Source organism: Streptomyces sp. NPDC087310 (genome assembly GCF_044744405.1).
Lineage (GTDB): Bacteria > Actinomycetota > Actinomycetes > Streptomycetales > Streptomycetaceae > Streptomyces.
This window is the reverse complement of the sequence record NZ_JBIUYF010000001.1, coordinates 1402689-1429684: the sequence shown is the minus strand read 5'-3', so window position 1 is coordinate 1429684 and position 26996 is coordinate 1402689. Positions and strand designations below refer to the sequence as shown.

Sequence of the window (26996 nt, the reverse complement as noted above, 5' to 3'; positions counted from 1 at the left end):
GGGGGAACACGACCGTTCCCCACCCCCCACTGTGCCAGTTTCCGGCCGGTTCGGCGCGGCCGGACGGATTCAGGCCGGGACCTTACCGGTGGCGGCGGCTCCGTATCCGTGATAAATCGCCCAAGCCGGTACCCGTCCACCCCCGGACCGGTCACGCCCGGACCCTCGTGACGGTCCGACTTCGGATGCGGACTGCGCGTGCCAGTCGGGTTCGCGTAAGGTCTCGCTCACCTACTCCCGGCCGACCGTGGTGCACCCGTGATCCGATTCGACAACGTCTCCAAGACCTATCCGAAGCAGAACCGCCCTGCCCTTCGTGATGTCTCCCTCGAAATCGAGAAGGGCGAGTTCGTCTTCCTCGTCGGCTCCTCCGGTTCCGGAAAGTCGACCTTTCTCCGACTGCTCCTGCGTGAGGAGCGCACCAGCCACGGCATGGTGCATGTCCTCGGCAAGGACCTCGCGCGCCTGTCCAACTGGAAAGTGCCGCAGATGCGCCGTCAACTCGGCACCGTCTTCCAGGACTTCCGGCTGCTGCCGAACAAGACCGTCGCCCAGAACGTGGCGTTCGCGCAGGAAGTCATCGGCAAGCCGCGCGGGGAGATCCGCAAGGCCGTCCCCCAGGTCCTCGACCTCGTCGGTCTCGGCGGCAAGGAGGACCGGATGCCCGGCGAGCTGTCCGGTGGTGAGCAGCAGCGCGTGGCGATCGCGCGCGCCTTCGTCAACCGCCCCATGCTGCTGATCGCGGACGAGCCCACCGGCAACCTCGACCCGCAGACGTCGGTCGGCATCATGAAGCTGCTGGACCGCATCAACCGCACCGGTACGACTGTCGTGATGGCGACCCACGACCAGAACATCGTCGACCAGATGCGCAAGCGCGTGATCGAGCTGGAGAAGGGCCGTCTCGTGCGTGACCAGGCACGCGGCGTCTACGGATACCAGCACTGACCACCGCCGTTCCGCTCACCGCGCGGCGCCGCACCGTCGATTCACCGATTTCACCGATTCACCGATTCGTTGAGTCGCTGGGTCGCTGAGTCACCGCGCCGTCGGGTCACCGATTCACCGAGCACTGAGTAGCGAAAGCTGAAAGGACGCCATGCGCGCCCAGTTCGTCCTGTCGGAGATCGGCGTCGGTCTCCGTCGCAATCTCACGATGACCTTCGCGGTCATCGTCTCCGTAGCCCTCTCGCTCGCCCTGTTCGGCGGCGCGCTGCTCATGCGCGAGCAGGTCAGCGTGATGAAGGACTACTGGTACGACAAGGTCAACGTCTCCATCTTCCTCTGCAACAAGAACGACGCGGCGACCGCGCCCAAGTGCGCCAAGGGCGCGGCCACGGGTCAGCAGAAGGACCAGATCAAGGCCGATCTGTCCAAGATGGACAACATCGTCGAGACCGTTCACTACGAGACGTCGGACGAGGCGTACAAGCACTACAAGGAGCGGTACGGCGACACCCCCATCGCCGCGACCATCACACCGGACCAGATGCCGGAATCCTTCCGGGTGAAGCTGAAGGACCCGGAGAAGTACCAGGTGGTCGCGACCGCGTTCGCCGGCCGGGACGGGGTCGAGTCCGTCCAGGACCAGCGGAACATCCTGCAGAATCTCTTCGACCTGATGAACGGCATGAATATCGCCGCCCTCTGTGTGATGGCGTTGATGCTGGTCATCGCGTTGATGCTGATCGTCAACACCGTGCGCGTATCGGCGTTCAGCCGGCGCAGGGAGACCGGGATCATGCGGCTCGTCGGCGCCTCCAGTTTCTACATCCAGATGCCGTTCATCATGGAGGCCGCGTTCGCCGGACTGATCGGTGGCGGGGTCGCCTGCGTGATGCTGCTCCTCGGCCGGTACTTCCTGATCGATCACGGTCTCGCCCTCGCCGACAAGATGCAGTTGGTCAACTTCATCGGCTGGGACGCGGTGCTCGCCAAGCTTCCGCTGGTGGTCGCGATCGGTCTGCTGATGCCCGCCGTGGCCGCTTTCATCGCGCTGCGCAAGTACCTCCGGGTGTGACAAGCGCCCTTGGCGTGGTGACGACAAGCACCGTCCGGCCGGGTCGCGTTGTCCTAGACTCAACGCCATGTCGGGTTCCGAGTCGCTTCTGAGAGCCCGCGGTGTACGCCGCGGGGCGGCCCTGACATTGGTTTTCGCGACGGTGCTCGCCACGGCCGCCGCCACGAACTCCCTGCCGCGCACCAGCGGTGAGGCCCCGTCCGACCCGGCCCGGCCCGTCTCCTCGACGGCCGACCGGGACGAGGTCGCACGGGCCGCCGCCGACGCCATGGCCAACGGCAAGTCGGCCACGGACGCCGCGGAGGAGGTCGTCAGCCGCAGCGGGGACCGCTGGGGCGCCGTCTACGACAAGCGGGAGTACGAGGAGTTCCGGCAGTCCCTCGACGGCGCGTACACGGGCGTGGGGCTCTCGGCGCGGCGTACGGCGGGCGGCCTGGTCGAGGTCACCAGGGTCCAGCCCGGCGGACCCGCCGGGAAGGCCGGGATCGGCGCCGGTGACCTCATCCGGGAGATCGACGGCCGCAGCGTCGCCAAGCGCCCCGTCACGGAGGTCATGGCGCTGCTCCGCGGCGACGGGACCGGCACGGCCGCCGCCTCCGGCGAGAGCGCCGTGGGCACTTCCGTGGCGCTCGGTCTGGAGCGCGACGGCCGGCGGTGGACGGAGAGCCTGCGCCGCGCCCGGCTCACCACCGAATCCGTGACCGTCGACACGATCGAGGGCGGCGCCCTGCGGATCAAGGTCGGCGCGTTCACCAAGGGCACGGGCGAGCGGGTACGGGACGCGGTCCTGGACGCGCCGAAGGGCGCCGGTGTCCTGCTGGACCTGCGGGGCAACGCGGGCGGCCTGGTCAGCGAGGCCGTCCGGGCCACCTCCGCCTTCCTCGACGGCGGCCTGGTCGCCACGTACGACATACGGGGCGAGCAGCGCGCGCTGTACGCGGATCCCGGCGGCGACACCGAGCGGCCCGTGGTCGTGGTGGTCGACGGCGGCACGATGAGCGCGGCCGAGCTGGTCACGGGCGCCCTCCAGGACCGCGGCCGGTCCGTCACGGTCGGCTCGCGGACCTTCGGCAAGGGCTCCGTCCAGATGCCGAGCAAGCTCCCCGACGGCTCGGTGGCCGAGCTGACCGTGGGCCACTACCGCACCCCGGCCGGCCACGGCGTGGACGGCCAGGGCGTCACCCCCGACCTCCAGGTCGGCGACGGGGCCCAGGAACGGGCCAGGACGGTGCTGAGCGGCCTCGGCGGTACGGAGTAGGACCCGGGCCCTGCGGGGGTCGCCGGGTACGGGGCCCGCGTACGCGTAAAGGAGTTGCGCGGGGGTGCGAAAATGGGGAGACCATGGCTAAGGAAAAAGGGCGCAAAATCATTGCGCAGAACAAGAAGGCGCGGCACGACTACCTCATTCTCGACACCTATGAGTGCGGTCTCGTGCTCACCGGCACCGAGGTGAAGTCCCTGCGCCAGGGACGTGCCTCACTGGTGGACGGCTTCGTGCAGATCGACGGGCACGAGGCATGGCTGCACCATGTGCATGTCCCCGAGTACACCCAGGGGACCTGGACCAACCACAGCGCCCGCCGCAAGCGGAAGCTGCTGATGCACCGGGCCGAGATCGACAAGCTGGAGTCGAAGTCGCAGGAGACGGGGCACACGATCGTGCCGCTGGCCCTGTACTTCAAGGACGGCCGGGCCAAGGTCGAGATCGCGCTCGCGAAGGGCAAGAAGGAGTACGACAAGCGCCAGACGCTCCGCGAGAAGCAGGACCGGCGCGAGACGGACCGGGCGATCTCGGCGGTCAAGCGACGCCAGCGCGCCTGACCGGGCGGACGGCACACGGGGCCCGGCGGGCCGTGCCCCGCCGGGGAATGGACTGGCCCCCGGACGCGTTGGTCACGTACGATGGGCCGTGCACCCCACAGAGGGCGCACGTTTGAAAAATAAACATGGGGATGATCGGTTTCGACAGCGGATGTCGAAGCAGGGGAAGCGAGTCGAGGAAGCGGCAATGATCTCGTAAACCATATGTCGCAAACAATAATCGCCACTTCTAAGCGCGATTCCTCCGCCTTCGCCCTCGCTGCCTAATTAGCAGCTAGCGAAGACTCTGCGGAGTGTCAGCCCGGGGCTGTTCCCGACCCGGATCCTGGCATCAACAAGGGAACTAAACTTCTGAGCCCGGTCACGGGGTTGAGAAGGAAATCAAACAGTGACTGAGCCCGTCGGAGACTTGTCCGTGTGATCTCCGGGGCCGAGAAAATCATAGCGGACTGCACTCGGAGAAGCCCTGGTTCCGCACCGTTGGACGCGGGTTCGATTCCCGCCATCTCCACAATTCCCATGTGAGACGAAGGCCCCACTGCCCCGGCAGTGGGGCCTTCGTCGTGCCCGGAGACGCTTCCCGGACATGCTCCCCGGACCGTGCGAGCGGTCACGCCGGTCAGGGGTGAGGTGCCCGGTCCCCGTCACCGTACGGTTCCGGCTTTTCCTGCTGTTCCGGCTGTTCCGGCCGCCCGGCGCTTCCGGGGCCGGTGTGCGCCGAAGGCCGCGATGAGCAGTGCGAGTGACGCCGCCGCCGGCGGGACGGCGTAGGCGTGGGCCGCGGTGGTGTGTTCCGCCGCCCAGCCGCCCGTGGCCGCGCCCGCCGCGATCCCGGCGAGCAGCGCGGTCACCGCCAGGGTCATGGACTCGTTCAGCCGGGCCTCCGGGGTGAGGCGCTGGACGAGGGTCATGCCCGTCACCATCGTCGGCGCCGTCGCCGCGCCCGCGAGCAGCAGCGCCCCGCCCAGCAGCGGCAGCGAGCCCGTACGCGCCGCGAGCAGCGGCAGGGTCAGCAGCGCCGCCATCGCGGCGACGCAGAGGAGCAGCCGGGCGTGCGGGCGGCGGGCCGGTGCCAGGGAGCCCAGCAGCAGCCCCGCCGCGCCCGAACCGGCTGCCTGGAGCGCCAGCACCGCGCCCGCCCACGCGCCGTGCCCCCGGTCGTCCGCGAAGGCGAGGGTGACGACCTCGGTGGCGCCGAAGACCGCGCCCGTGGCGAGGAAGACGGCGAGGAGCCGGGTGAGCGCGGGGGAGTGCAGCGGGGCCAGGGCCGCCGGCGTGCGCCCGGCGGCCGGCGGCTCCGTGGCGCGCTGGGCCGCGAAGACCAGGACGCCGGTCAGCAGCAGGACCGCGCCGGTCAGAGTGCCCGCCTCGGGGAAGAGCGCGGTGCACAGGAAGGCGGCCAGCACCGGGCCCAGTATGAAGCACAGCTCGTCGGCGGCCTGTTCGAAGGCGGTGGCGGTGTGCAGGGCCGCCGCGTCACCGCGGTGCAGATGCGCCCAGCGGGCCCGGGACATGCCGCCCGTGTTGGGGGTGGTGGCGGTCGCGGCGTAGGCGGCGAAGAGCGTCCAGTCGGGGGCTCCGTACCGTACGCAGAGCAGCAGGGCGAGTGAGCCGAGTACGGCGATCGCGGTGGCGGGGACGGCGATCCGGGCCTGTCCGTACCGGTCGACGAGGCGCGCCGTCCAGGGGGCGACCAGGGCCGTGGCAGCGAGGCCGGTGGCGGTGACGGCGCCGGCCAGGGCGTACGAGCCGCGCGACCCGGCGATCATGATCACGGCGGCCACGCTGAACATCCCCATCGGGAGGCGCGCGAGGAGGTTCCCCGCGGTGAACGCGCGGGCGCCCGGCGGCGCGAAGAGGCGGGCGTACGGATGTGCGCGCCGCCGTGCGCTCCGGCGTGCGGTGTCGTGTCGCCCACCGCGGTGGGGGGATCCGGGCGCCTCGTCCCGCGCGGCCAGGACGAGTGTGGAGCCGGTCACCGACATCAGCGGTGTGTTCCGCGGGACGGGTTCGGGGCGCGGCGCGGGGAACGGACGGGACCGGGGGCGCGGGGAGCGGAGGCGCGGGGATCGGGGGTGCGGCATGGCTTCACCCTCGCGGCCCGCTCCGTACCCGGTCCAACACCTGATGAGCGGCCGTTCACGCCATCCTGTTGTCAATGGCGTGCGGGGGCTGTTCAATGCCGTGTGCCCCAGGACATCGACCCCCGGCTGCTGCGCGCCTTCACCGTCACCGCAGAAGAGCTGCACTTCACCCGCGCCGCCGCCCGGCTCTACGTCGCCCAGCAGGCCCTGAGCCGCGATGTGCGGCGGCTGGAACGGGAGCTGGGCGTGGAGCTGTTCGTCCGGACCACACGCCGGGTGACCCTGACGGCGGACGGCGAGCGGCTCCTCCCGTACGCCCGCCGGGTGCTGGCGGCCCAGGACGAGCTGCTGGCCGCGTGCGCGGACGAGGTGCCGCCGCTGCTCGTGGACCTCAACACCGAGGGCATGGTCTCCGGGCGGGTGCTGGCGCGCGCCCGCGAGCTCGTCCCGCGCCACGAGCTGATGGCCCGCTTCCTGAGCGGGCTCACCGGCGCCGCCGCCGACCTCCTCGCGGGGCGCCTCGACGCCTCCTTCGGCTATGTGGGAGGGCTGGCGCCCGTCCTGCGCGACGCCCTCTCCCACCAGCTCGTACGGTACGAGCCGCTGGCCGTGCTCCTGCCGTACGACCATCCGCTGGCCCGGTTCCCCGAGGTGCCGCTCGACGCGCTCGCCGGCGAGAGCGTGTACGCGGGGGCCGGCACCCCGGGGACCGCGGAGTGGACCGGGCTGGCGCGGCGGCTCTTCGCGGGCCGCTCCGTCGAGGTCGCCGCGCCAGCGCCGATGGCGGTCGGCGCGCAGGAGTTCCGCCGAGTCATGGCCAAGCATCGCCAACCGGTCCTGGCCGTCGTAGATTTCCCGGTGATGCCGGACACAGTGCTGCGTCCGCTCGTCGATCCCGTACCTCTGTCGCCGCTTTCGCTGGTGTGGCGCAAAGACCTACGTCATCCGGGGCTGGAGGCGCTCCGAGCTGCCGCTGCCGGGCTCGGGGCCGAAGAAGGTTGGCTTGATCCCGACCCTGCCCATCTCCTCCTACCACTGTCATTGCATTGATACATCACAACTTGTGAACCGGATCCACACACTCTCTCGGTGCGCTACATTCGTTGCCCGGGTGCGGTGTGGTAGGGGCGTGCGGTTCGGGTGGGGATCCGACCGACAAAATCAGCCAGCGTATGTATGCACCTAAATCAGTCAGCGGTGGGGGATGTGCGTACTCCAGTGGAACAGTGGCGTGAAGATGCCCGAACCGGGCATATGTATGAGCCGAACGACGTCACCGTGGAGCTGGACGGTCTGGGCCGTCAGCTCTCCGAACTGCCCGCCGGGACCCGTCCCGAGGCAGCGTCCGGCATAGGCACCGCCGGCACCGGCACGACCACCGGCATACGCACCGGCGGCGGCACAGGCACCGGCACAGGCACCGGCATAGGCACCGGCTTCGGACCCGGCCCGGGCCCCGGCAGCGGTACGGGGATCCACGGGATCCACCCGGACGGCGCCGCCGACGCGGCCGAAGCGCCCGAAGGCCCCGTCTTCGTCGACGAGAGCGGCCGGCGGAGCAAGAAGCTCCGCCGGGCCGGCTGGGTCATCGCGATCGCCTGCGCCTGCTACGCCGTCACCGTCGTGGCCGCGCTCCTCGGCGGCGACTCCTCCGCCCCCTGGCTCCAGATACCGGGCCTCGCGGACAAGAAGAAGCCGGACACCGTGCAGATACAGCCGGCCGCCACGACCTCCCCGACCGCGGTGGCCCCCAGCGCGGACCCGTCCGCCCCGCCCGCGGCGACGGACACCGGCGGCGCCGTGGCCCCCCGTACCTCCGACGCCGTGACCAGCGGCGTCTCGGGCGATCCCGCCCCGGGCGCGTCGAATTCCGTGGCGCCCCCCGTCGCCTCCGACACCCCCGGCCGCCTCGACCCCGACCCGGGCGTGAGCGACGACACCGGCGCCGGCAGCGGCGCGGGCTCCGCCGGCGCCGGGGGCCCGACCCCGACGGACACCGCCAGCGGCGTCAGCTCGCCGCCCGCCGACCCCAGCCCTCCCGTCGAAACCCCGTCGGTCGACGACGGCGGCCAACTGGCAGTGGAAGGCGCACAGTAGATGACCTCCTCCGGCAGGCGGGCCCAGCCACGCAAGGCCCAGCCGCACAAGGCCACGCCCGGCGGCACCCACCACCGTGGCACCCACCACCACCGCGCCACCAGGCAGCGCGGGAACACCCGGCGGCGCAGGCTGCCCATGCGCTACCTGCTGCCCTCGCTCGTCCTCGTCGCGCTGGCCGCCATGCTCATGCTGCGCGGCTACGTCCACAGCGAGATCCTCGCCGACCACCGGGTCCGCCCCCCGGCCGCCACCGACCAGGTCCCCCGTCACATCCTCGAAGGCGGCCCCGTCATCGACGCGCGCGGCACCGAGACCCCCCGGTCGATCGATCTCCCCGACCGGAAGCTCGTCCTCACCTTCGACGACGGCCCGGACCCCGAGTGGACCCCCAAGGTCCTCGACGAGCTCAAGAAGTACGACGCCCACGGCGTCTTCTTCGTCACCGGCACCATGGCCTCCCGCTACCCCGCGCTCGTCAAGCGCATGGTCGACGAGGGCCACGAGATCGGGCTGCACACCTTCAACCACCCCGACCTCTCCTACCAGACCAAGTCCCGGATCGACTGGGAGCTGACCCAGAACCAGCTCGCGCTCGCGGGCGCCGCCGGGATCCGCTCCTCGCTCTTCCGGCCCCCGTACTCCTCCTTCGCCGACGCCATGGACAACAAGTCGTGGCCGGTCACCCAGTACATCGGCTCCCGCGGCTACATCACCGTCCTCGACAGCCTCGACAGCGAGGACTGGAAGCGCCCCGGCGTCGACGCGATCATCAAGGGCGCCACGCCCGAGGGGCACCAGGGCTCCATCGTCCTGATGCACGACTCCGGCGGCGACCGCTCCCAGACCGTCGAGGCGCTCGGCCGCTACCTGCCCGAGATGCAGAAGCGCGGCTTCGCCTTCGCCAACCTCACCGAGGCGCTCGGCGCGCCCAGCGCCCATACCCCGGTCACCGGCGTCGAGCTGTGGAAGGGCAAGGCGTGGGTCGCCGCCGTGGCCCTCTCCGACAACCTCACCGCCGTCCTGGTCGCCGGGCTCGCCGTGATCGGCTTCCTGGTCATCTCGCGGTTCGGGCTGATGCTGCTGCTCTCCTTCGCGCACGCCCGCAAGGTGCGCCGCCGCGACTTCCACTGGGGCCCGGAGGTCACCGAACCGGTCACCGTCCTCGTCCCCGCGTACAACGAACGCGAGTGCATCGCCAATACGGTGAACTCCCTGATGGCGAGCGACCATCCGATCGAGGTGATCGTCGTCGACGACGGCTCGACCGACGGCACCGCCGACATCGTCGAGGCGCTCTGGCTCCCCAACGTCCATGTCGTACGCCAGCAGAACGGCGGCAAACCGGCCGCCCTCAACAACGGCATCGCGCACGCCAGTCACGACATCGTCGTGATGATGGACGGCGACACGGTCTTCGAACCGTCCACCGTACGGGAGCTGGTGCAGCCCTTCGGTGACGAGCGGGTCGGCGCCGTCGCGGGCAACGCCAAGGTCGGCAACCGCGACACCCTGATCGGGGCCTGGCAGCACATCGAGTACGTGATGGGCTTCAACCTCGACCGGCGGATGTACGACGTCCTCGGCTGCATGCCCACCATCCCCGGCGCGATCGGCGCCTTCCGCCGGCAGGCGCTGGACCGGGTGGGCGGTATGAGCGACGACACGCTCGCCGAGGACACCGACATCACCATGGCCATGCACCGGGACGGCTGGCGCGTCGTCTACGCCGAGCGCGCCCGAGCCTGGACCGAGGCCCCGGAGTCCGTCCAGCAGCTCTGGTCCCAGCGCTACCGCTGGAGCTACGGCACGATGCAGGCGATCTGGAAGCACCGCCGCGCCCTCGTCGAACGCGGCCCCTCCGGCCGTTTCGGCCGCGTCGGCCTGCCGCTGGTCTCCCTCTTCATGGTGCTGGCGCCGCTGCTGGCCCCGCTGATCGACGTCTTCCTCGTGTACGGCCTGGTCTTCGGCCCCACGCAGAAGACCATCGGCGCATGGCTGGGCGTCCTGCTCGTCCAGGCCGTCTGCGCCGCGTACGCCTTCCGGCTCGACGGGGAACGCATGACCCATCTCATCTCACTGCCCCTCCAGCAGATCCTGTACCGGCAGCTCATGTACGTGGTGCTGCTCCAGTCCTGGATCACCGCCCTCACCGGCGGCCGGCTGCGCTGGCAGAAGCTGCGCCGTACCGGCGTGGTGGAGGCGCCGGGCTCGATCCCGAGCCCGCGCGGCCAGGACGCGGCGCGGGACCCGGAGCGGAGGCCGGTCGCGTGAGCCACCACTTCGTGGACACGGGTACGGGAGGTACGGAGGCGACGCCCCCGTACGGCCACCCGACCCTGACACCGAACCCGACCCTGCCGAATCCGACCCTGCCGAACTCGAACCCGACCCTGATCCCCGCTCCGGCCCCCGCACCACCCGCCGAGGCGGCCGAACCGGCACCCCGCCCGCCCGGCCGGGACCGCTACCTCGACCTGCTGCGCGCGGTGGCGCTGGTCCGTGTCGTGGTCTTCCACATCTTCGGCTGGGCCTGGCTGACCATCCTCTTCCCGTCCATGGGCGTGATGTTCGCGCTGGCCGGGTCGCTGATGGCCAGGTCGCTCGCGAAGCGGCCCCCGTGGAGCGTGCTGCGGGGCAGGCTGCGCAGGCTGCTGCCGCCGATGTGGGCGCTGGCGCTGGTCATCGTGCCGGTGATGTTCCTGATGGGCTGGAAGCCGGTGCGGGAGGAGGGGCTGTGGGGCGTCGTCAAGCTGCTCAACTACCTCGTGCCGATCGGCGCCCCGCCGTACCCCTTCGAGAGCGGTGACGGCAGCGGCGTACTGGACACGACGTGGGCCCAGGACTCGGCGGGCCCGCTCTGGTACATCCGCGCCTACCTGTGGTTCGTGCTGCTCTCGCCGCTGCTGGTACGGGCGTTCCGCCGGGCGCCGTGGGTGACGCTGCTCTTCCCCGTCGCGCTGACGGCGGTCATCGGTACGGGACTGGTCGAGGTCCCCGGCGAGTTCGGGCTGGCCCTGACGGACTTCGCGGTGTACGGCGCCTGCTGGGTGCTCGGCTTCGCGCACAACGACGGCATGTTCCAGAAGGTGCCGCGCTATCTGACGGTCTCGCTGGCGGCCCTGACGATGGCGTTCGGCCTGTGGTGGGCCTCGGGCCATCTCACCGACGAGGGCTGGAACCTGGACGAGATCCCGCTCGCGCAGGCGACCTGGTCGCTGGGGTTCGTGATGATCCTGCTCCAGTACTCGCCGTCCTGGCGTGAACTGCCGGGCAAGCTCAAGCAGTTCGACTCGACGATCACCCTGGCCAACAACCGCGCCGTCACGATCTACCTCTGGCACAACCTGCTGATCATGATGACGTATCCGCTCATCGACCAGCTCTGGAACATCCCGGGGACCGAGTCCTTCGCCTCGGAGCTGGACTCCCTGTACAACGTGCTGCCCCTGGTCATGGTGTGGCCGATGATCGGGCTGATGATCCTGGCCGTCGGATGGGTCGAGGACCTGGCGGCGCGGCGCCGGCCGAGGCTGTGGCCGAACGGGGAGACACGGAGCGGGGGCGGGCGCCGGTCGTCCTCAGGAGGCGGCCACAAACGCTGACCCCGGCGGGCGGGCCCGGTGGTCGGCCCCCGGTGGGCGGGCTCGGCGGACGGCCCCGGCGGGCGGGCCTCAGACCGCGTGCGCCGAACTCTCCCGGACGACCAGCGAGGGCGGCAGCAGCACCTGCTCCGGCTCGCCCAGCGGCTCCTTGATCCGGGCGAGCAGCAGCCGGGTGCAGGCGTGGCCCACCTCGGGCAGCGGCTGGCGCAGGCTGGTCAGCCCCGGGGTGAGCAGCGCGGCGGCGGAGGAGTCGTCGAACCCGACGACGGCGACGTCCCGCCCCGGCGTACGGCCGCCCTCCAGCAGCGCGCGGTAGCAGCCGAGGGCGAGGGTGTCGCTGACCGCCACCACGGCGGTCGTACCGGCGGACAGGAGCGGGGCCACCGCGTCCCGCGCGGCGTCCACGTCGTTCTCCGCGTACAGCCGCAGCCCGCGCACGGAGAGCCCGTGGCGGCGCATCGCCTCCCGCCAGCCCCCGGCCCGGTCGTCGCCCACGCCGGAGCCCCTGGGCCAGCCGAGAAAGGCGATCCTGCGGTGGCCCAGCGCCACCAGGTGGTCGACGGCGGCCGAGGTGCCGTGGGCCCCGTCCACGTCCACCCAGTCCCCGGCGGGCCGCGCCGACCAGGGGCGGCCGAAGGCGACGAAGGGGATACCGCGCTTGCGCAGCCAGTCGGGGCGGCGGTCGCCCCGGAAGGTGTGGGTGAGGACGAAGCCGTCGACCGGCTGCTCCCGCAGCAGCCCGGCGTAGCAGTCGGGTTCGTACTCGGCCCCGGCGGGCGCGGTGAAGAGCAGCACCCGGTACCCGGCCTCGTTGGCCGACCGCGAGAGCGCGTGCAGGAAGTGGTCCATCACCGGCCCGGACCTCCCGTGGGTCATGGGGTGGACCCCGTAGCCGATCAGCTTGCTGGTACGCGTCCGCAGGGCGCGCGCGGCCTGGTGCGGCCGGTAGTCCAGCTCGGCTATCGCCCTGCGGACCCGCTCCAGGGTCGGCGGTGCGAGGAGTTCCGGGGCGTTGAGCGCGTTGGACACGGTCTGCGGCGACACCCCCGCCCGCTGGGCGACCAGTGCCAGGGTGGCCGGCCGGTCGGGGTGGCCGGTGGATCTTGTCGTGGTACGCGCCATGCGGTCTCCTCCGCGTCCGGGGGCGCGCCGGCTGTTCCAACGCGTGCTGTGCCACCCCGAGTTGGAACGATAATCCGCGCGCGGGAGACGCCGCCCCGGATTTGGCCCCCGTCCGGTCCGCGCGCCGCGGCCGGAACCCCGCTCACAGCGGCCCCCCGCCCCGGGTGAGAGCAAGGTTGCGCGGCGGTCATTTTGAGGCACGGGGGCGAAACGCGCCGTATCTACGGTCGGGGATCACCTACCGAACCCGTCCGTGGAGGCGTGATGACTGCCCCGATCACCACCGTCGCAGCACGTAAAGGGGGCCGCTGGATCGAGCACTGGGATCCGGAGGACGACTCCTTCTGGCGGGAGACGGGGGAGCGGGTCGCCCGGCGCAATCTGCTCTTCTCCGTCCTCTCCGAGCACATCGGCTTCTCCATATGGACCCTGTGGTCCGTGATGGTGCTCTTCATGGGGCCGGAGTACGGCGTCGACCCGGCCGGGAAGTTCTTCCTGATCGCGACCGCCACCCTGGTCGGCTCGATCGTGCGGGTCCCCTACACCTTCGCCGTCGCGCGTTTCGGCGGACGGAACTGGACGATCTTCAGCGCGCTGATGCTGCTCCTGCCGACCGTCGCCGCGTTCGCCGTCATGGAGCCCGGGACCTCGTACACCACCTTCATGGTGGTCTCGGCGCTCACCGGGGTCGGCGGCGGGAACTTCGCCTCCTCCATGACGAACATCAACTCCTTCTTCCCCCTGCGCAAGAAGGGCTGGGCCCTCGGCCTCAACGCGGGCGGCGGGAACATCGGCGTACCCGTCGTGCAGCTCGTGGGGCTGCTGGTGATCGGGGTCGCGGGCGCCGCGCACCCCCGGATCGTGCTCGGCGTCTACATCCCGCTGATCATCGGCGCGGCCCTCTGCGCCGCGCTGTTCATGGACAACCTCGCGCCCGTCACGAACGACACCGGCGCCGCCAGGGAAGCCGTACGCGACCGGCACACCTGGATCATGTCGTTCCTCTACATCGGGACGTTCGGGTCGTTCATCGGGTACAGCTTCGCGTTCGGGCTCGTCCTCCAGACCCAGTTCGGCCGCACCCCTCTCCAGGCCGCCTCGATCACCTTCATCGGGCCGCTCCTCGGCTCCCTGGTCCGGCCCGTCGGCGGCACGCTCGCCGACCGGTACGGCGGCGCCCGCATCACCCTGTGGAACTTCGCCGCCATGGCCGCGGCGACCGGTGTCGTGGTCTTCGCCTCCGTGATCGAGTCGTTGACCGTCTTCCTCGTCGGGTTCGTCGCGCTGTTCCTGCTCACCGGGCTCGGCAACGGCTCCACGTACAAGATGATCCCCGGCATCTTCCAGGCGAAGGCGCTGGACCAGGGCATGTCCGGCGAGGCCGCCGCCGCGTACGGCCGCCGGCTCTCCGGGGCGTCCATGGGACTGATAGGGGCCGTCGGCGCGCTCGGCGGGCTCGCGATCAACCTCGCCTTCCGGCAGTCCTTCCAGACGGCCGGGACCGGCACCTCGGCGTTCGTCGCCTTCCTGCTCTTCTACGCCTGCTGCTTCGCCCTCACCTGGGCGGTATACCTTCGAAGGGTGCCGACCGGCTCCGTACACGCTGAGAGCAAGCCCAAGCTCAGCTACGCCGAGGTCTAGACCGGAGCCGTACGTAACCTCGGTGAAATGGTGGCGTACCGGGCCCGTCACGCGCGGTTGACAGGCTCGGACGCCTTGACGAGTCCGAGCCGCGGGTGAGCGCGAGCGGGAGAGAGCGGGAGGCGACGTATGGACGATCAGCAGCACGGCCCGCTCGCGGGGTTCACCATCGGGGTCACCGCGGCCCGGCGCGCCGATGAGCTGGGGGCGCTGCTCCAGCGCCGCGGCGGCTCCGTCGTGCACGCGCCCGCCCTGCGCATCGTGCAGCTCGCCGACGACGCGGAGCTGCTCACGGCCACGAAGGAGCTGATCGACCGCGTGCCCGACGTGGTCGTCGCCACCACCGCGATCGGCTTCCGCGGCTGGGTCGGCGCGGCCGACGGCTGGGGACTCGGCGAGGACCTGCTCTCCTGCCTGCGCGGCGTCGAACTGCTGGCCCGCGGACCCAAGGTGAAGGGCGCCATCCGGGCCGCCGGGCTCACCGAGGCGTGGTCGCCCACCTCCGAATCCATGGCCGAGGTCCTGGACCGGCTCCTCGGCGAGGGCGTCGAGGGGCGCCGTATCGCCCTCCAGCTCCACGGCGAACCCCTGCCGGGCTTCGTGGAGGCGCTGCGGGCGGGCGGCGCCGACGTGGTGGTCGTCCCCGTCTACCGCTGGATGCCGCCGGAGGACCTCGCCCCGGTCGACCGGCTGATCGACGCGACCGTCGCCCGCTCCGTGGACGCCGTCACCTTCACCAGCGCGCCCGCCGCCGCCTCGCTGCTCTCCCGCGCCGAGGAACGCGGCCGGCTCACCGAGCTGCTCGACGCCCTCCACCACGACGTGCTGGCGGCGTGCGTCGGACCGGTCACCGCGCTGCCGCTCCAGGCGCGGGGGATCGACACCGTCCAGCCGGAGCGCTTCCGCCTCGGCCCGCTCGTCCAGGTGCTCTGTGCCGAGCTGCCGGGACGCGCCCGTACGCTGCCGGTCGCCGGTCACCGGATGGAGATCCGCGGCCACGCGGTCCTCGTCGACGGCGAGCTGCGGCCGGTGCCGCCCGCCGGCATGGCCCTGCTGAAGGCGCTGACCCGGCGGCCCGGCTGGGTGGTCCCGCGGGCGGAGCTGCTGCGCGCGCTGCCCGGCGCCGGCCGCGACGAGCACGCCGTCGAGACCGCGATGGCCCGCCTCAGGACCGCGCTGGGCGCCCCGAAACTGATCCACACCGTGGTCAAGCGCGGCTACCGGCTGGCGCTGGACCCGTCGGCCGACTCCAAGTACGCCGACGCCTGAGCCGCGCGGGAACGGCTCGGAGCGCGCGGCGAGCGGCTCCGAACGCGCGTGAACGGCTCGGAACGCGCCTGAACCGCCCGGGGGTTCGTACACGCGTCGGTACGGTACGGAGATGGCCCATGACTCCTCGATCCTCATCAGCCCCGCCACTCCGGGCGACGCCGAGCGCGTCGCGGAGGCGCTGCTGCGCAACCGTGACCACATGCGGCCCTGGGGGCCCATACGTCCCGCCGACTTCTTCACCGCGCAGGCCCAGGCCCACCGGCTCGCCGACCCGTCCGAACGGCTCTGGCACCTCAAGGACGGGGAGCGTGTCGTCGGCCAGGCGACCCTCTCCCACATCGCGCTCGGGCCCTTCCGCAGCGCGAACCTCGGCTACTGGGTCGACGCCGAGTACACCGGGCGCGGCCTGGCGACGCGCCTGGTCGAGCAGGTCTGCCGGGCGGCCAGGGAGGATCTGGGGCTGCACCGCGTCGAGGCGGGGACCGTTCTCGCCAACGCCGCGTCCCAGCGCGTACTGCGCAAATGCGGCTTCGAACTGATCGGCACCGCGCCCGACTACCTCCATGTCGACGGCGCATGGCGCGATCACCATCTCTTCCAGCGCATCCTGCACAACGGCCCGCCGAACACGGCCCCCTGACGCGGTATCGGACAGCGGCCGGTGGCGGGGGTTCCGGTCGCGCCGCCTTGCGGGCACTCTGGGGAGGACGGAACCCGGGGCGGCACCCACGGCGAGTCCGAGGCGGTGACAGGCGCATGGCGGCGGGCAGGACGGTGGGCACGGCGCGTACGGCGAACACGGCGAACACGACGGCGGGCGCGGGCGCGTACGGCTGGCGGTTCGACTCCGGGCGGGTCTGCCTGGACCTGATGGCCACCGCGGAACCGGCCGCGGGAGGACGGGGACGGCTCGACGGCGCCGTACCGCTCGGCCGGTGGCTGCTCGGCGCCGGACTGCTGCCGCCCGGCACCCCGCTCTCCGGCATCGACGCCTACTGGGTCCGCTCCTTCGCCGAACTCCGTGACGGTATAGGGCGGTTGGTACGCGCCGAGATCGACGGCCGGCAGGCGCCCGCCGCCCTGGAGCGGGTCAACGCGCTGGCGGCCGGGGCGCCGCCGGGGATCAGGGCCGTACGGAACGACGCGGGTGTCCTCGTACGGGCGCCGATCCCCGAGCCGGAGTGCGCCGCGCTGCTCGCCGCCGTCGCCAGGGACGCCGTGGAACTCCTCACCGACCAGGACGCGCGCGCCCGGCTGCGGCGGTGCGAGGGCGACCGGTGCCGGCGGGTCTACCTCGACACCTCGCGGGGGCGGCGCCGCCGTTGGTGCTCCAGCGAGGTCTGCGGGAACCGTGAACGGGTCGCCAGACACCGGCGCAGAGCGGCCTCCGTCACGCACCCCTGAGCGCACCCCTGAGCGCACCCCTGAGCGCACCCTGAACGCACCCCTGAACTCGCCGACGGCCGTGCGAACGGTCGTTCGGCATACTGCGGTTGGCCGGACAAGGGTGCCTCTCCGGCCGATTCCATAAGGTTCTTGCGCTATTTCAAGCCAACTCTGCGCGCCTTCTTTGCGAGTCACAGACATGTCCTCCATGAGTTCTGCACGAATCCCCGTGCGCGGCCCGGATCGGCGTGCAACCCGCCCAGGGGGCGTGGGAGCGCGCCCAAAAGATCTTGAAAGTTTTTTCGGAATGGTTGAGCACCGCTGGTCGGGCTTCCGTAGTGATGAGGGAGAAGCAGCCATGAAGGTCTCGACCGGGAGGTTTAGGTGCGCAAGGATGCGGCCGTGGCCGATGACCGCCCTCACCGGGCCCGACACCGGAGCGCGACACCGCGCACCAACACTCCCGCACCTGACGAGGAGTTGATGCGAGCCCTCTACCGGGAACATGCCGGACCGCTGCTCGCCTACGTCATGCGTCTCGTGGCGGGCGACCGCCAGCGAGCCGAGGACGTCGTGCAAGAGACGCTCATCCGTGCCTGGAAGAACGCCGGTCAGCTCAACAGGGCGACCGGCTCTGTCCGACCTTGGCTGGTGACGGTCGCCCGGCGCATCGTCATCGACGGACACCGCAGCCGGCAGGCCCGGCCGCAGGAAGTCGATCCGTCGCCGCTGGAGGTCATGCCCGCGGAGGACGAGATCGACAAGGCGTTGTGGCTTATGACGCTCTCAGATGCCCTTGAGGATTTGACCCCCGCCCACCGGGAAGTACTCGTGGAGACGTACTTCAAGGGGCGTACGGTCAATGAGGCGGCGGAGACGCTCGGCATACCCAGCGGGACGGTGCGTTCCCGTGTGTTCTACGCACTGCGTTCGATGAAGCTCGCGTTGGAGGAGAGGGGGGTCTCGGCATGACCACGCACGAGCAGTACGGACTGGGCGACGAAAGTACTGTGCATGAAACCGTCGGCGCGTATGTTCTCGGCATTCTGGACGATGTCGACGCCTCCATCTTCGAAGCGCATCTGGCCGGGTGCCGGATCTGCGCGGTCCATCTGGAGGAGTTCTCCGGGATGGAACCGATGCTGGCGATGCTGGCGGACAACCCGGACCCGTTCGGCTCCATGGGGCCACCGGGCTCGATGGCCTCGGTGTCCTCCATCAATCCGCAGGCTCCGCCCCCGGTCCCGCTCTCCCAGCTCCCGACCCCGTCCGTCTCCGTACGGCCCAGTCCCCAGCTTCTCGACAAGCTGGTCGACGAGGTCGCGGCGAAACGCGCCAAGCGCAAGCGCCGGGGGTTCTACCTCGTCGCCGCCGCAGCGGCGCTGATCGTCGGCGGTCCCGTCGCGGTCGGGGTGGCCACGCAGGGCAGCGGCGGCAATGAGACCAGCAACGTTGCCACACGCTCCACCGCCGCGCAGGACTTCGGCCACATCACCAACAAGGTCGGCGGCACGGACCCCGTCACGGGGGTCAGCGGGACCGTCGCCATGGAGGAGAAGCTCTACGGCACGTTGATGACCCTGGAGCTGAAGAACGTCAAGGGGCCGCTGACGTGCAGCCTGATCGCCGTCTCCAAGACGGGCGAGCAGGAGGTCGTGACGACCTGGTCCGTGCCCAAGTGGGGGTACGGCATCCCCGACAGCTCGAACAAGGACGCCAGGAAGCCGCTCTACATCCAGGGCAGTACGTCGATGACCGACAGCGAGTTCGATCACTTCGAGGTACGGACCGACGACGGCAAGCGACTGCTGGAGATCGACGCCTGACATACGTGCCCCCTTCGCGTACGGTTGACGGCTGCCCGACGCACGTCATGAAGGGGGCCTCGGTGGCCGCGCAGGATGCCGCTGTTGAATCCGCTGGACCCGCCGTCGATCCCGGACGCGACACGGGGCACGACTCCGTACGCGCCCGTGAGATCGGCGTCGAACAGCACCATCTCGACCAGGTGTACCGCCGCCTGGAGGAGAAGATCCACGAGGCGGAGTTCCTGATGAACGACGCCGCCAAACGGGGGCAGGTCGGTACGCCGGGAGCCCTCGCCGAGCGGGACGCCCAGGTCTTCCGGGCCGGGATCCACCTCAACCGGCTCAACAACGAGTTCGAGGACTTCCTCTTCGGCCGGATCGACCTCCTCCGGGGCAAGGACGGCCGGAAGGGCCCGGACGGCGCGTACACCTCGGTCGAGCCCGCCGACGACGCCGTCGGGCCCGACCGTACGGCCGCCATCGCCGAGACCCTGCACATCGGCCGGATCGGGGTGCTCGACTCCGACTACTCGCCGCTGGTCATCGACTGGCGCGCGCCCGCCGCCGCGCCGTTCTACCGCGCCACGCCCGTCGATCCCGGCCGGGTGGTACGGCGCCGCGTCATCCGCTCCAAGGGCCGCCAGGTCCTCGGGGTCGAGGACGACCTGATGCGCCCCGAGCTGACCGCCTCGCTCGGCGGCGACGCGCTGGCCGTGATCGGCGACGGCGCGCTGATGGCCGCCCTCGGGCAGGCCCGCAGCCACACCATGCGGGACATCGTCTCGTCCATCCAGGCCGAGCAGGACCTGGTGATCCGGGCGCCCGCCGCCTCCGTCACCGAGGTCTCCGGCGGCCCCGGCACCGGCAAGACCGCCGTGGCGCTGCACCGCGCCGCCTACCTGCTCTACCAGGACCGGCGGCGGTACGCGGGCGGCATCCTGATCGTCTCGCCGACGCCGCTGCTCGTCGCGTACACCGAGGGCGTGCTGCCGTCGCTGGGCGAGGAGGGACAGGTCGCGATCCGCGCGGTCGGCTCGCTGGTGGACGGCGCCGAGGCCACGGCGTACGACGAACCGGCCGTCGCCCGCGTCAAGGGCTCGGCCCGGATGCTGAAGGTGCTGCGCAAGGCCGCCAGAGGGGCGCTGGAAGCCGGGACGGGGCCCGCCCCGTCCCGCGGGGCCCGGACGGGCGGTCCGGTGGGCCAGCTCGCGTTCGGTGACCCCGAGTCCCCCGAGTCCCCCGAGGCCGCCGCCGACGAGGACGCCGACGACGCCGCCACGCCCGGCCCCGCGGTACGGACCGACCTGCTGCGGGTCGTCGCCTTCGGCCGCCGCCTGGAACTGGAGGACGACGAGCTGCGCCGCATCCGGCACTCCGTGCTCGGCGGCACCGCGCCCGTCAACCTGCTCAGACCCAGGGCCCGAAGACTCCTGCTGGACGCCCTCTGGTCGAAGTCCGGCTCCGCCGGCCGCCACACCGACCCCGAACTGGCGGCCGAACTGCGGTCGTCCTTCGACGAGGACATCACCTCGGAGGACAGCTTCCTCGCCTTCCTCGACGCCTGGTGGCCCGAGCTGACCCCGCGCGGGGTGCTCGCCTCGATGGCCGAGGAGCGCCGGCTCGGCCGCTGGTCCCGCCGCGTACTCAACCCGGGCGAGACCCGGCGCCTGGCCCGCTCCCTCAAGCGGCTGGGCCCGGACGGCACCGGACCGCTCTCCGTGCACGACGTGGCCCTCCTGGACGAGCTGGAGACCCTGCTCGGCGCCCCGCCCCGCAAGCGCAGGCGCCGCGATCTCGACCCGCTGGACCAGCTCACCGGTCTGGAGGAGCTGATGCCGCGGCGCGAGGAGTCGCAGTGGGAGCGCGCGGAACGGCTGGCGGCGGAGCGCACGGAGTACGCGCACGTCATCGTCGACGAGGCGCAGGACCTGACGCCCATGCAGTGGCGGATGGTCGGCCGCCGCGGCCGGCACGCCACCTGGACGGTCGTCGGCGACGCCGCGCAGTCGTCCTGGTCGGACCCGGACGAGGCGGCGGAGGCCAGGGACGAGGCGCTCGGCACCCGGCCGCGCCGCCGCTTCACCCTGACCGTCAACTACCGCAACCCGGCCGAGATCGCCGAGCTGGCGTCGAAGGTCCTGGCGCTGGCCATGCCCGGCATGGAGTCACCGCGCGCGGTGCGCTCCACGGGCGTACGGCCGCGCTTCGCGGTCGTGTCGGACGGGGACCTCGCCGGGGCCGTACGGGCGCAGGCCCAGGACCTGCTGGACCGGGTCGACGGCACGGTGGGGGTCGTCGTCGCGATGCACCGGCGCGAGCAGGCGGCGCGCTGGCTGGCCGGACTGGGGGACCGGGTGGTAGCGCTGGGCAGCCTGGAGGCCAAGGGGCTGGAGTACGACGCGACGGTCGTGGTCTCGCCCGCGGAGATCGCCGACGAGTCCCCGGCCGGCCTGAGGGTCCTGTACGTGGCGCTGACCCGGGCGACGCAGCAGCTCACGGTGGTCTCGGCGGCCCGCGACGAGCCGGACGCCGAGGGCGTCCCCGACCTGCTCAGGGAGTGACGCGGGCGGCCTCGGGGAGTGACGCGGGCAGCCGCCAGGGCCCGGCCGGGGATTGACCGTACGCATTGACTTCCGGTCAACTCGCGAGGAGGGAATCACTTACCGGGGTGGTTTGTTAGCCTGGGTGTGGCACCGGCCCGATCCAAGCCCCCGGGCCCAACCTTCGTCGCTACGAGCGACCACTTGCCGCGAGGCGAGCATGGCGGGTCGGTGTCATCTTTCACACTCACTTCAGCAGGCCCTCACCGGAGAACGGTGGGGGCCTGCTTTTGTTGAAGACACCACTGTTAAGGTCTTTCGCGCCGCCGTGCGACGGCCTCGGCCCCGCGATGTCCAGGGACGATGTCCCGAAAGGGCGAACGCGGGTTCCGTAGATAAAGGTCTTTACCCGTTACCTGCGGGTAGGTGCGACCATCTGAAGGTCGCGTAGGAACGTGAGTTCCCGCGGGGCGGCAATGCGGCTAGGGAAAGAAGAGGACTCGGTCATGGCAACGGCGCCCAGCGTCTCGTACTCGATGACGGTCAGGCTGGAGGTGCCCGCGAGCGGTACCGCGGTCTCCCAGCTCACCACGGCCGTGGAGTCCTCCGGTGGCTCGGTGACCGGCCTGGACGTGACCGCCTCCGGCCACGAGAAGCTGCGGATCGATGTCACCATCGCCGCGACTTCCACGAGCCACGCGGACCAGATCGTGGAGGAACTGCGGGAGATCGAGGGAGTCACCCTCGGCAAGGTCTCGGACCGTACGTTCCTGATGCACCTCGGCGGCAAGATCGAGATGCAGTCCAAGCACCCCATCCGCAACCGTGACGATCTCTCGATGATCTACACGCCGGGTGTGGCCCGGGTCTGCATGGCGATCGCGGAGAACCCCGAGGACGCCCGCAGGCTCACCATCAAGCGCAACACCGTCGCGGTCGTGACGGACGGCTCCGCGGTGCTCGGCCTCGGCAACATCGGCCCGATGGCCGCCATGCCGGTGATGGAGGGCAAGGCGGCCCTCTTCAAGCGCTTCGCCGACATCGACGCCTGGCCGATCTGCCTGGACACCCAGGACACCGACGAGATCGTCGCGATCGTCAAGGCGATCGCCCCCGGCTTCGCGGGCATCAACCTGGAGGACATCTCCGCGCCCCGCTGCTTCGAGATCGAGGCACGGCTGCGCGAGGCGCTCGACATCCCCGTCTTCCACGACGACCAGCACGGCACCGCCATCGTGGTCCTCGCGGCGCTGACCAACGCGCTGCGCGTGGTCGGCAAGTCCATCGGTGACGTACGGGTCGTCATGTCCGGCGCGGGCGCGGCCGGTACGGCCATCCTCAAGCTGCTGATCGCCGCCGGCGTCAAGCACGCGGTCGTCGCCGACATCCACGGTGTGGTCCACGCGGGCCGCGCGGACCTGGTCGAGGCGGCCCCCGAGTCGCCGCTGCGCTGGATCGCGGACAACACCAACCCCGAGGCCGTCACGGGCACCCTCAAGGAGGCCGTGGTCGGCGCGGACGTCTTCATCGGCGTCTCCGCCCCGAACGTCCTGGACGGCAAGGACGTCTCCGCCATGGCGGACGGCGCGGTCGTCTTCGCGCTGGCCAACCCGGACCCCGAGGTCGACCCGGCGATCGCCCGCGAGACCGCCGCCGTGGTGGCCACGGGCCGCTCGGACTTCCCCAACCAGATCAACAACGTGCTGGTCTTCCCCGGCGTCTTCCGCGGCCTCCTGGACGCCCAGTCCCGTACGGTCAACACGGAGATGATGCTCGCGGCGGCGACCGCCCTCGCGGACGTCGTCACCGAGGACGAGCTGAACCCGAACTACATCGTGCCGTCCGTCTTCAACGACAAGGTCGCCGGCGCGGTCGCGGGCGCGGTGCGTGACGCGGCGAAGGCCGCCGAGGGCGACGCGACGCCGTCGGTGTGACCATGCCCACCCCGGGCCGGTCACGGTAGCGGCCACTGCGGTACATCTCACGTCCGTCCGGTGCCCGGCGCGTCGCGATTCGCCGGGCCAGGCGGGCCCCTCTAGGGTGGCGGACCATGAGCCCCGCAGCTCCAGGGAGGTTTCAGGGCCTCCGGCGGGCTCATGGAGGGCTCATAGGGCCCCAAGGCTCCAAGGAGTCTCCACAGAGTCGACGGAACGTCACGACGACGAGGCAGTGGCGCTCTTCGTCCGGCTCCGGAGGGTGCCGGATTGGCTTTCCCGCCGCTGGTGGGGGCAGGATGCGTATTCGGGCGCGAGGGTCTGTCAGCAGACCCGGGTCCGGGGACTGTCCGAGGGCCCTGGCAGCATCGGCTTCGATCTCACGCCTCACAGGCAAGAAGAACACGGGAGTACAAACATGAACCGCAGTGAGCTGGTGGCCGCCCTGGCCGACCGCGCCGAGGTGACCCGCAAGGACGCCGACGCTGTGCTGGCCGCTCTCGCCGAGACGGTCGGCGAGGTCGTCGCCAAGGGCGACGAGAAGGTCACCATCCCCGGCTTCCTGACCTTCGAGCGCACCCACCGTGCCGCTCGCACCGCTCGTAACCCGCAGACCGGCGACCCGATCCAGATCCCGGCCGGCTACAGCGTGAAGGTCTCCGCGGGCTCCAAGCTCAAGGAAGCCGCCAAGGGCAAGTAAGCGCCAAGGGGTACGGGTAAACCGCACCCCGCACAGGCGACGCACGGAGGCGGCTCCCCGACCGGGGAGCCGCCTCCGCTGTGTTCTCCGTCTTTCAGCCTTGGCCGCGGGCTCTTCAGCCGTGGCCGCGGGCTGCCGTCCCGTCAGAGGGCCCTGGGCGGCCCCTCAGCCCCGAACGGCCCCGCAGACGCCTGTGGCCCCGCTCCGAGGAGACGGGGCCACAGCAGCGCGCGACAGGCGGTCAGACGAGCGCGCCCCCCGGCAGCTCGACCTTCGCGCCCAGCTCGACCAGCTTGTCCATGAAGTTCTCGTAGCCACGGTTGATCAGATCGATCCCGTGCACCCGGGACGTGCCCTGGGCCGCCAGAGCCGCGATCAGATACGAGAAGCCGCCCCGCAGGTCGGGGATGACCAGATCGGCGCCCTGGAGCCGCGTGGGGCCCGACACGACCGCGGAGTGCAGGAAGTTGCGCTGCCCGAAGCGGCAGTCCGAGCCGCCCAGGCACTCCCGGTAGAGCTGGATGTGCGCGCCCATCTGGTTGAGCGCCGAGGTGAACCCGAGCCGCGACTCGTACACCGTCTCGTGGACGATGGACAGCCCCGACGCCTGCGTCAGCGCCACCACCAGCGGCTGCTGCCAGTCGGTCTGGAAACCGGGGTGCACGTCCGTCTCCAGCGCGATCGCGTTGAGTGAGCCGCCCGGATGCCAGAAGCGGATGCCCTCGTCGTCGATCTCGAACGCGCCGCCGACCTTGCGGAAGGTGTTGAGGAACGTCATCATCGACCGCTGCTGCGCGCCGCGTACGTAGATGTTGCCCTCGGTGGCCAGCGCGGCCGACGCCCAGGACGCGGCCTCCAGCCGGTCCGGGAGCGCGCGGTGCGTGTAGCCGTCCAGCCGGTCGACACCGGTGATCCGGATCGTCCGGTCGGTGTCCATCGAGATCATCGCGCCCATCTTCTGGAGCACGCAGATCAGGTCCTCGATCTCCGGCTCCACCGCGGCGTTCGACAGCTCGGTGACGCCCTCGGCCAGCACGGCCGTCAGCAGCACCTGCTCCGTCGAGCCGACCGACGGGTACGGCAGCCGGATCTTCGTGCCGCGCAGTCGCTGCGGGGCCTCCAGATACTGCCCGTCCGCCCGCTTCTCGATCGTCGCGCCGAACTGGCGCAGCACGTCGAAGTGGAAGTCGATCGGCCGGCCGCCGATGTCACAGCCGCCGAGACCGGGGATGAACGCGTGGCCGAGCCGGTGCAGCAGCGGTCCGCAGAAGAGGATCGGGATACGGGACGAACCCGCGTGCGCGTCGATGTCGGCGACGTTGGCACTCTCGACATGCGTCGGGTCGAGGATCAGCTCACCCGGTTCGTCGCCGGGGCGCACGGTCACGCCGTGGAGCTGCAGCAGTCCCCGCACCACCCGCACATCGCGGATGTCGGGCACATTGCGCAGCCGGCTCGGGCCGCTGCCGAGGAGGGCGGCGACCATGGCCTTCGGCACCAGGTTCTTCGCGCCGCGGACCCGGATCTCGCCCTCCAGCGGGGTGCCGCCGTGGACAAGCATTACATCGTCAGTGCCGGTCATGAATCTCGCGTTCCGGAGTGGGCGGGCGGGTGGCCAAGGAAAAGGGTACGGCTCCTCACCCCCGGTGCCGTAAGGCCCGGGCGGCGTCGGATACGTAATGGACACGTACGGGAACGCCCTTGATACGTACGGTGGAACGTCCCTCGCGCAGGGTCACCGCCGCGGCTCCCGGCGCGCCGTGCGCTCCCGTTGCCGCCGTGCGCCCTGAGCTGCGCGCACGCCCACTGTGCCGGGCACGCCCCGCGGACGGCGAATATGCGGGATCATGTCTCGCATGACCGAGGTGTCCTCGCTCACAGGGCGGCTGCTTGTCGCGACACCCTCCCTGGCGGACCCGAATTTCGAGCGCGCGGTCGTCCTGCTGCTCGATCACGACGACGAGGGCTCGCTCGGCGTCGTCCTCAACAGGCCCACGCCCGTGGGCGTCGGGGACATCCTGGAGCCCTGGGGCGGGCTGGCGGGCGAGCCGGGCGTGGTCTTCCAGGGCGGCCCCGTCTCGCTGGACTCGGCGCTGGGGCTCGCCGTGATACCGGGCGACGAGGGGCCGTTGGGGTGGCGCAGGGTGCACGGGGCGATCGGCCTCGTCGATCTGGAGACCCCGCCGGAGCTGCTGGCGCGGGCGCTCGGCTCGCTGCGCATCTTCGCCGGGTACGCGGGCTGGGGCCCCGGCCAGCTCGAAGGGGAGCTGCGCGAAGGCGCGTGGTACGTGGTGGAGTCCGAGCCGGGCGACGTGTCGTCGCCGCGCCCGGAGAGCCTGTGGCGCGCCGTGCTGCGCAGACAGCGCAGCGAACTGGCGATGGTCGCGACGTACCCGGACGACCCCTCCCTCAATTGAGGAGGCGGTGAGGGAGCCGGCGCCAGCCCCGTCAATTGAAGGGGCTGAGCCGTGGCCTGAACTCGCCACTCAGAGGTCCGTGCCCGGCGTGTCGCCGCGACGGGCGCGTGTTCGGCTGCGGAGTGCACGGACCCGGCTACTCCGTGATGCCTCCGGCGTGGGTACCCTTGGTTCCCATGAGCACTCTTGAGCCCGATCGCGGGGCAGGTACAAGCACCCTCGTGGAGCCGACACCCCAGGTGTCGCACGGCGACGGCGACCACGAGCGCTTCGCCCACTACGTCCAGAAGGACAAGATCATGGCGAGTGCGCTCGACGGCACTCCCGTGGTCGCGTTGTGCGGAAAGGTCTGGGTGCCGGGGCGCGACCCCAAGAAGTACCCGGTCTGTCCCATGTGCAAGGAGATCTACGAGTCCATGGGCCCCGGCGGGGACAAGGACAAGGGGAAGAGCGGCAAGGACAGCGGCAAGAAGTAGCCGCCCGCCTGCCGTTCGTACGCCGTTCGTACGGCCCCCGGAGCACGTGCTCCGGGGGCCGTACGCGTTCCCG

Annotated in this window: 22 protein-coding genes and 1 other RNA gene; 20 read left to right on the top strand and 3 right to left on the bottom strand. The window is 71.1% G+C overall.

Going from position 1 to position 26996, the window contains the following annotated elements:
• The first annotated feature begins 258 nt into the window (after positions 1–258).
• The 5 genes from ftsE to ssrA all read left to right on the top strand — a co-directional run bounded on the left by ftsE (position 259) and on the right by ssrA (position 4355).
• Positions 259–948, top strand: coding sequence for a cell division ATP-binding protein FtsE (ftsE, locus tag ACIO3P_RS05885; protein ID WP_329826805.1), 690 nt, complete (start codon positions 259–261; stop codon positions 946–948).
• Positions 949–1099: 151 nt separating this feature from the next.
• Positions 1100–2020: a permease-like cell division protein FtsX gene (ftsX, locus tag ACIO3P_RS05880; protein ID WP_329826806.1), complete on the top strand. Its 921-nt coding sequence runs from the start codon at positions 1100–1102 to the stop codon at positions 2018–2020.
• Positions 2021–2087: 67 nt separating this feature from the next.
• Positions 2088–3278, top strand: coding sequence for a S41 family peptidase (locus tag ACIO3P_RS05875; protein ID WP_401855244.1), 1191 nt, complete (start codon positions 2088–2090; stop codon positions 3276–3278).
• Positions 3279–3361: 83 nt separating this feature from the next.
• Positions 3362–3841 (top strand): SsrA-binding protein SmpB, encoded by a 480-nt coding sequence (smpB, locus tag ACIO3P_RS05870; RefSeq protein WP_329826808.1) that lies wholly within the window; start codon positions 3362–3364, stop codon positions 3839–3841.
• 127 nt (positions 3842–3968) lie between these two features.
• Positions 3969–4355: a transfer-messenger RNA gene (gene ssrA / locus ACIO3P_RS05865) on the top strand.
• Positions 4356–4485: 130 nt separating this feature from the next.
• Here the strand turns inward: ssrA and ACIO3P_RS05860 are convergent.
• Positions 4486–5925: an MFS transporter gene (locus tag ACIO3P_RS05860; protein ID WP_401855241.1), complete on the bottom strand. Its 1440-nt coding sequence runs from the start codon at positions 5923–5925 to the stop codon at positions 4486–4488.
• A 102-nt stretch (positions 5926–6027) separates the two neighbouring features.
• Between ACIO3P_RS05860 and ACIO3P_RS05855 the strand changes: the two genes are divergently transcribed.
• From ACIO3P_RS05855 to ACIO3P_RS05840, 4 genes are all read left to right on the top strand, one after another.
• Positions 6028–6975, top strand: coding sequence for a LysR family transcriptional regulator (locus tag ACIO3P_RS05855; RefSeq protein WP_401794571.1), 948 nt, complete (start codon positions 6028–6030; stop codon positions 6973–6975).
• Positions 6976–7179: 204 nt separating this feature from the next.
• On the top strand, positions 7180–8022 hold the full coding sequence (locus ACIO3P_RS05850; RefSeq protein WP_401855240.1) for a hypothetical protein: 843 nt from the start codon (positions 7180–7182) through the stop codon (positions 8020–8022).
• A gap of 138 nt (positions 8023–8160) precedes the next feature.
• On the top strand, positions 8161–10296 hold the full coding sequence (locus tag ACIO3P_RS05845) for a bifunctional polysaccharide deacetylase/glycosyltransferase family 2 protein (RefSeq protein ID WP_401855300.1): 2136 nt from the start codon (positions 8161–8163) through the stop codon (positions 10294–10296).
• A complete protein-coding gene (locus ACIO3P_RS05840) occupies positions 10293–11627 on the top strand; it encodes an acyltransferase (protein ID WP_401855237.1) in 1335 nt (444 codons plus the stop codon). The genes ACIO3P_RS05845 and ACIO3P_RS05840 overlap by 4 nt, the downstream gene beginning before the upstream one ends.
• 69 nt (positions 11628–11696) lie before the next feature.
• Here ACIO3P_RS05840 and ACIO3P_RS05835 read toward each other — a convergent pair whose 3' ends face one another.
• Positions 11697–12749, bottom strand: coding sequence for a LacI family DNA-binding transcriptional regulator (locus ACIO3P_RS05835; RefSeq protein WP_401855235.1), 1053 nt, complete (start codon positions 12747–12749; stop codon positions 11697–11699).
• A 264-nt stretch (positions 12750–13013) separates the two neighbouring features.
• On the opposite strand from ACIO3P_RS05835, the gene ACIO3P_RS05830 reads away from it, so the two are divergent.
• The 9 genes from ACIO3P_RS05830 (at position 13014) to ACIO3P_RS05790 (ending at position 24030) form a co-directional block, all read left to right on the top strand.
• Entirely contained in the window at positions 13014–14390 is a 1377-nt protein-coding gene (locus tag ACIO3P_RS05830) for a nitrate/nitrite transporter (protein WP_401855233.1), read from the top strand.
• 129 nt (positions 14391–14519) lie between these two features.
• On the top strand, positions 14520–15659 hold the full coding sequence (locus tag ACIO3P_RS05825) for a uroporphyrinogen-III synthase (RefSeq protein ID WP_329826813.1): 1140 nt from the start codon (positions 14520–14522) through the stop codon (positions 15657–15659).
• A gap of 112 nt (positions 15660–15771) precedes the next feature.
• A complete protein-coding gene (locus tag ACIO3P_RS05820; RefSeq protein ID WP_329826814.1) occupies positions 15772–16302 on the top strand; it encodes a GNAT family protein in 531 nt (176 codons plus the stop codon).
• 116 nt (positions 16303–16418) lie between these two features.
• On the top strand, positions 16419–17066 hold the full coding sequence (locus ACIO3P_RS05815) for a CGNR zinc finger domain-containing protein (RefSeq protein WP_401855231.1): 648 nt from the start codon (positions 16419–16421) through the stop codon (positions 17064–17066).
• 366 nt (positions 17067–17432) lie between these two features.
• A complete protein-coding gene (locus ACIO3P_RS05810; RefSeq protein WP_114624088.1) occupies positions 17433–18020 on the top strand; it encodes a sigma-70 family RNA polymerase sigma factor in 588 nt (195 codons plus the stop codon).
• Complete coding sequence (locus ACIO3P_RS05805) at positions 18017–18874, top strand: zf-HC2 domain-containing protein (protein WP_329826816.1); 858 nt, start codon at positions 18017–18019, stop codon at positions 18872–18874. The genes ACIO3P_RS05810 and ACIO3P_RS05805 overlap by 4 nt, the downstream gene beginning before the upstream one ends.
• Positions 18875–18936: 62 nt before the next feature.
• Positions 18937–21417, top strand: coding sequence for a HelD family protein (locus tag ACIO3P_RS05800; RefSeq protein WP_401855227.1), 2481 nt, complete (start codon positions 18937–18939; stop codon positions 21415–21417).
• 485 nt (positions 21418–21902) lie between these two features.
• Positions 21903–23330, top strand: coding sequence for an NAD-dependent malic enzyme (locus ACIO3P_RS05795; RefSeq protein WP_401855225.1), 1428 nt, complete (start codon positions 21903–21905; stop codon positions 23328–23330).
• 418 nt (positions 23331–23748) lie between these two features.
• A complete protein-coding gene (locus ACIO3P_RS05790) occupies positions 23749–24030 on the top strand; it encodes an HU family DNA-binding protein (RefSeq protein WP_004571953.1) in 282 nt (93 codons plus the stop codon).
• A 241-nt stretch (positions 24031–24271) separates the two neighbouring features.
• On the opposite strand, the gene murA is transcribed toward ACIO3P_RS05790, so the two are convergent.
• Positions 24272–25612 carry a UDP-N-acetylglucosamine 1-carboxyvinyltransferase gene (murA, locus tag ACIO3P_RS05785; protein WP_329826821.1) on the bottom strand — a complete coding sequence of 447 codons (1341 nt, stop codon included), beginning with the start codon at positions 25610–25612 and terminating at the stop codon, positions 24272–24274.
• Positions 25613–25886: 274 nt separating this feature from the next.
• On the opposite strand from murA, the gene ACIO3P_RS05780 reads away from it, so the two are divergent.
• Together ACIO3P_RS05780 and ACIO3P_RS05775 are read left to right on the top strand one after the other, a co-directional pair.
• Positions 25887–26447: a YqgE/AlgH family protein gene (locus tag ACIO3P_RS05780; protein WP_329826822.1), complete on the top strand. Its 561-nt coding sequence runs from the start codon at positions 25887–25889 to the stop codon at positions 26445–26447.
• A 176-nt stretch (positions 26448–26623) separates the two neighbouring features.
• Positions 26624–26923, top strand: coding sequence for a DUF3039 domain-containing protein (locus ACIO3P_RS05775; protein WP_329826823.1), 300 nt, complete (start codon positions 26624–26626; stop codon positions 26921–26923).
• Positions 26924–26996: the final 73 nt, after the last annotated feature.

Excerpts from the sequence above, each read along its gene's own strand:
- ftsX (WP_329826806.1), top strand. The coding sequence starts at position 1,100 with ATGCGCGCCCAGTTCGTCCTGTCGGAGATCGGCGTCGGTCTCCGTCGC.
- ACIO3P_RS05875 (WP_401855244.1), top strand. The coding sequence starts at position 2,088 with ATGTCGGGTTCCGAGTCGCTTCTGAGAGCCCGCGGTGTACGCCGCGGG.
- smpB (WP_329826808.1), top strand. The coding sequence starts at position 3,362 with ATGGCTAAGGAAAAAGGGCGCAAAATCATTGCGCAGAACAAGAAGGCG.
- ACIO3P_RS05860 (WP_401855241.1), bottom strand. The coding sequence starts at position 5,925 with ATGCCGCACCCCCGATCCCCGCGCCTCCGCTCCCCGCGCCCCCGGTCC.
- ACIO3P_RS05850 (WP_401855240.1), top strand. The coding sequence starts at position 7,180 with ATGTATGAGCCGAACGACGTCACCGTGGAGCTGGACGGTCTGGGCCGT.
- ACIO3P_RS05845 (WP_401855300.1), top strand. The coding sequence starts at position 8,161 with ATGCGCTACCTGCTGCCCTCGCTCGTCCTCGTCGCGCTGGCCGCCATG.
- ACIO3P_RS05835 (WP_401855235.1), bottom strand. The coding sequence starts at position 12,749 with ATGGCGCGTACCACGACAAGATCCACCGGCCACCCCGACCGGCCGGCC.
- ACIO3P_RS05830 (WP_401855233.1), top strand. The coding sequence starts at position 13,014 with ATGACTGCCCCGATCACCACCGTCGCAGCACGTAAAGGGGGCCGCTGG.
- ACIO3P_RS05825 (WP_329826813.1), top strand. The coding sequence starts at position 14,520 with ATGGACGATCAGCAGCACGGCCCGCTCGCGGGGTTCACCATCGGGGTC.
- ACIO3P_RS05820 (WP_329826814.1), top strand. The coding sequence starts at position 15,772 with ATGGCCCATGACTCCTCGATCCTCATCAGCCCCGCCACTCCGGGCGAC.
- ACIO3P_RS05815 (WP_401855231.1), top strand. The coding sequence starts at position 16,419 with ATGGCGGCGGGCAGGACGGTGGGCACGGCGCGTACGGCGAACACGGCG.
- ACIO3P_RS05805 (WP_329826816.1), top strand. The coding sequence starts at position 18,017 with ATGACCACGCACGAGCAGTACGGACTGGGCGACGAAAGTACTGTGCAT.
- ACIO3P_RS05795 (WP_401855225.1), top strand. The coding sequence starts at position 21,903 with ATGGCAACGGCGCCCAGCGTCTCGTACTCGATGACGGTCAGGCTGGAG.
- ACIO3P_RS05790 (WP_004571953.1), top strand. The coding sequence starts at position 23,749 with ATGAACCGCAGTGAGCTGGTGGCCGCCCTGGCCGACCGCGCCGAGGTG.
- murA (WP_329826821.1), bottom strand. The coding sequence starts at position 25,612 with ATGACCGGCACTGACGATGTAATGCTTGTCCACGGCGGCACCCCGCTG.
- ACIO3P_RS05780 (WP_329826822.1), top strand. The coding sequence starts at position 25,887 with ATGACCGAGGTGTCCTCGCTCACAGGGCGGCTGCTTGTCGCGACACCC.
- ACIO3P_RS05775 (WP_329826823.1), top strand. The coding sequence starts at position 26,624 with ATGAGCACTCTTGAGCCCGATCGCGGGGCAGGTACAAGCACCCTCGTG.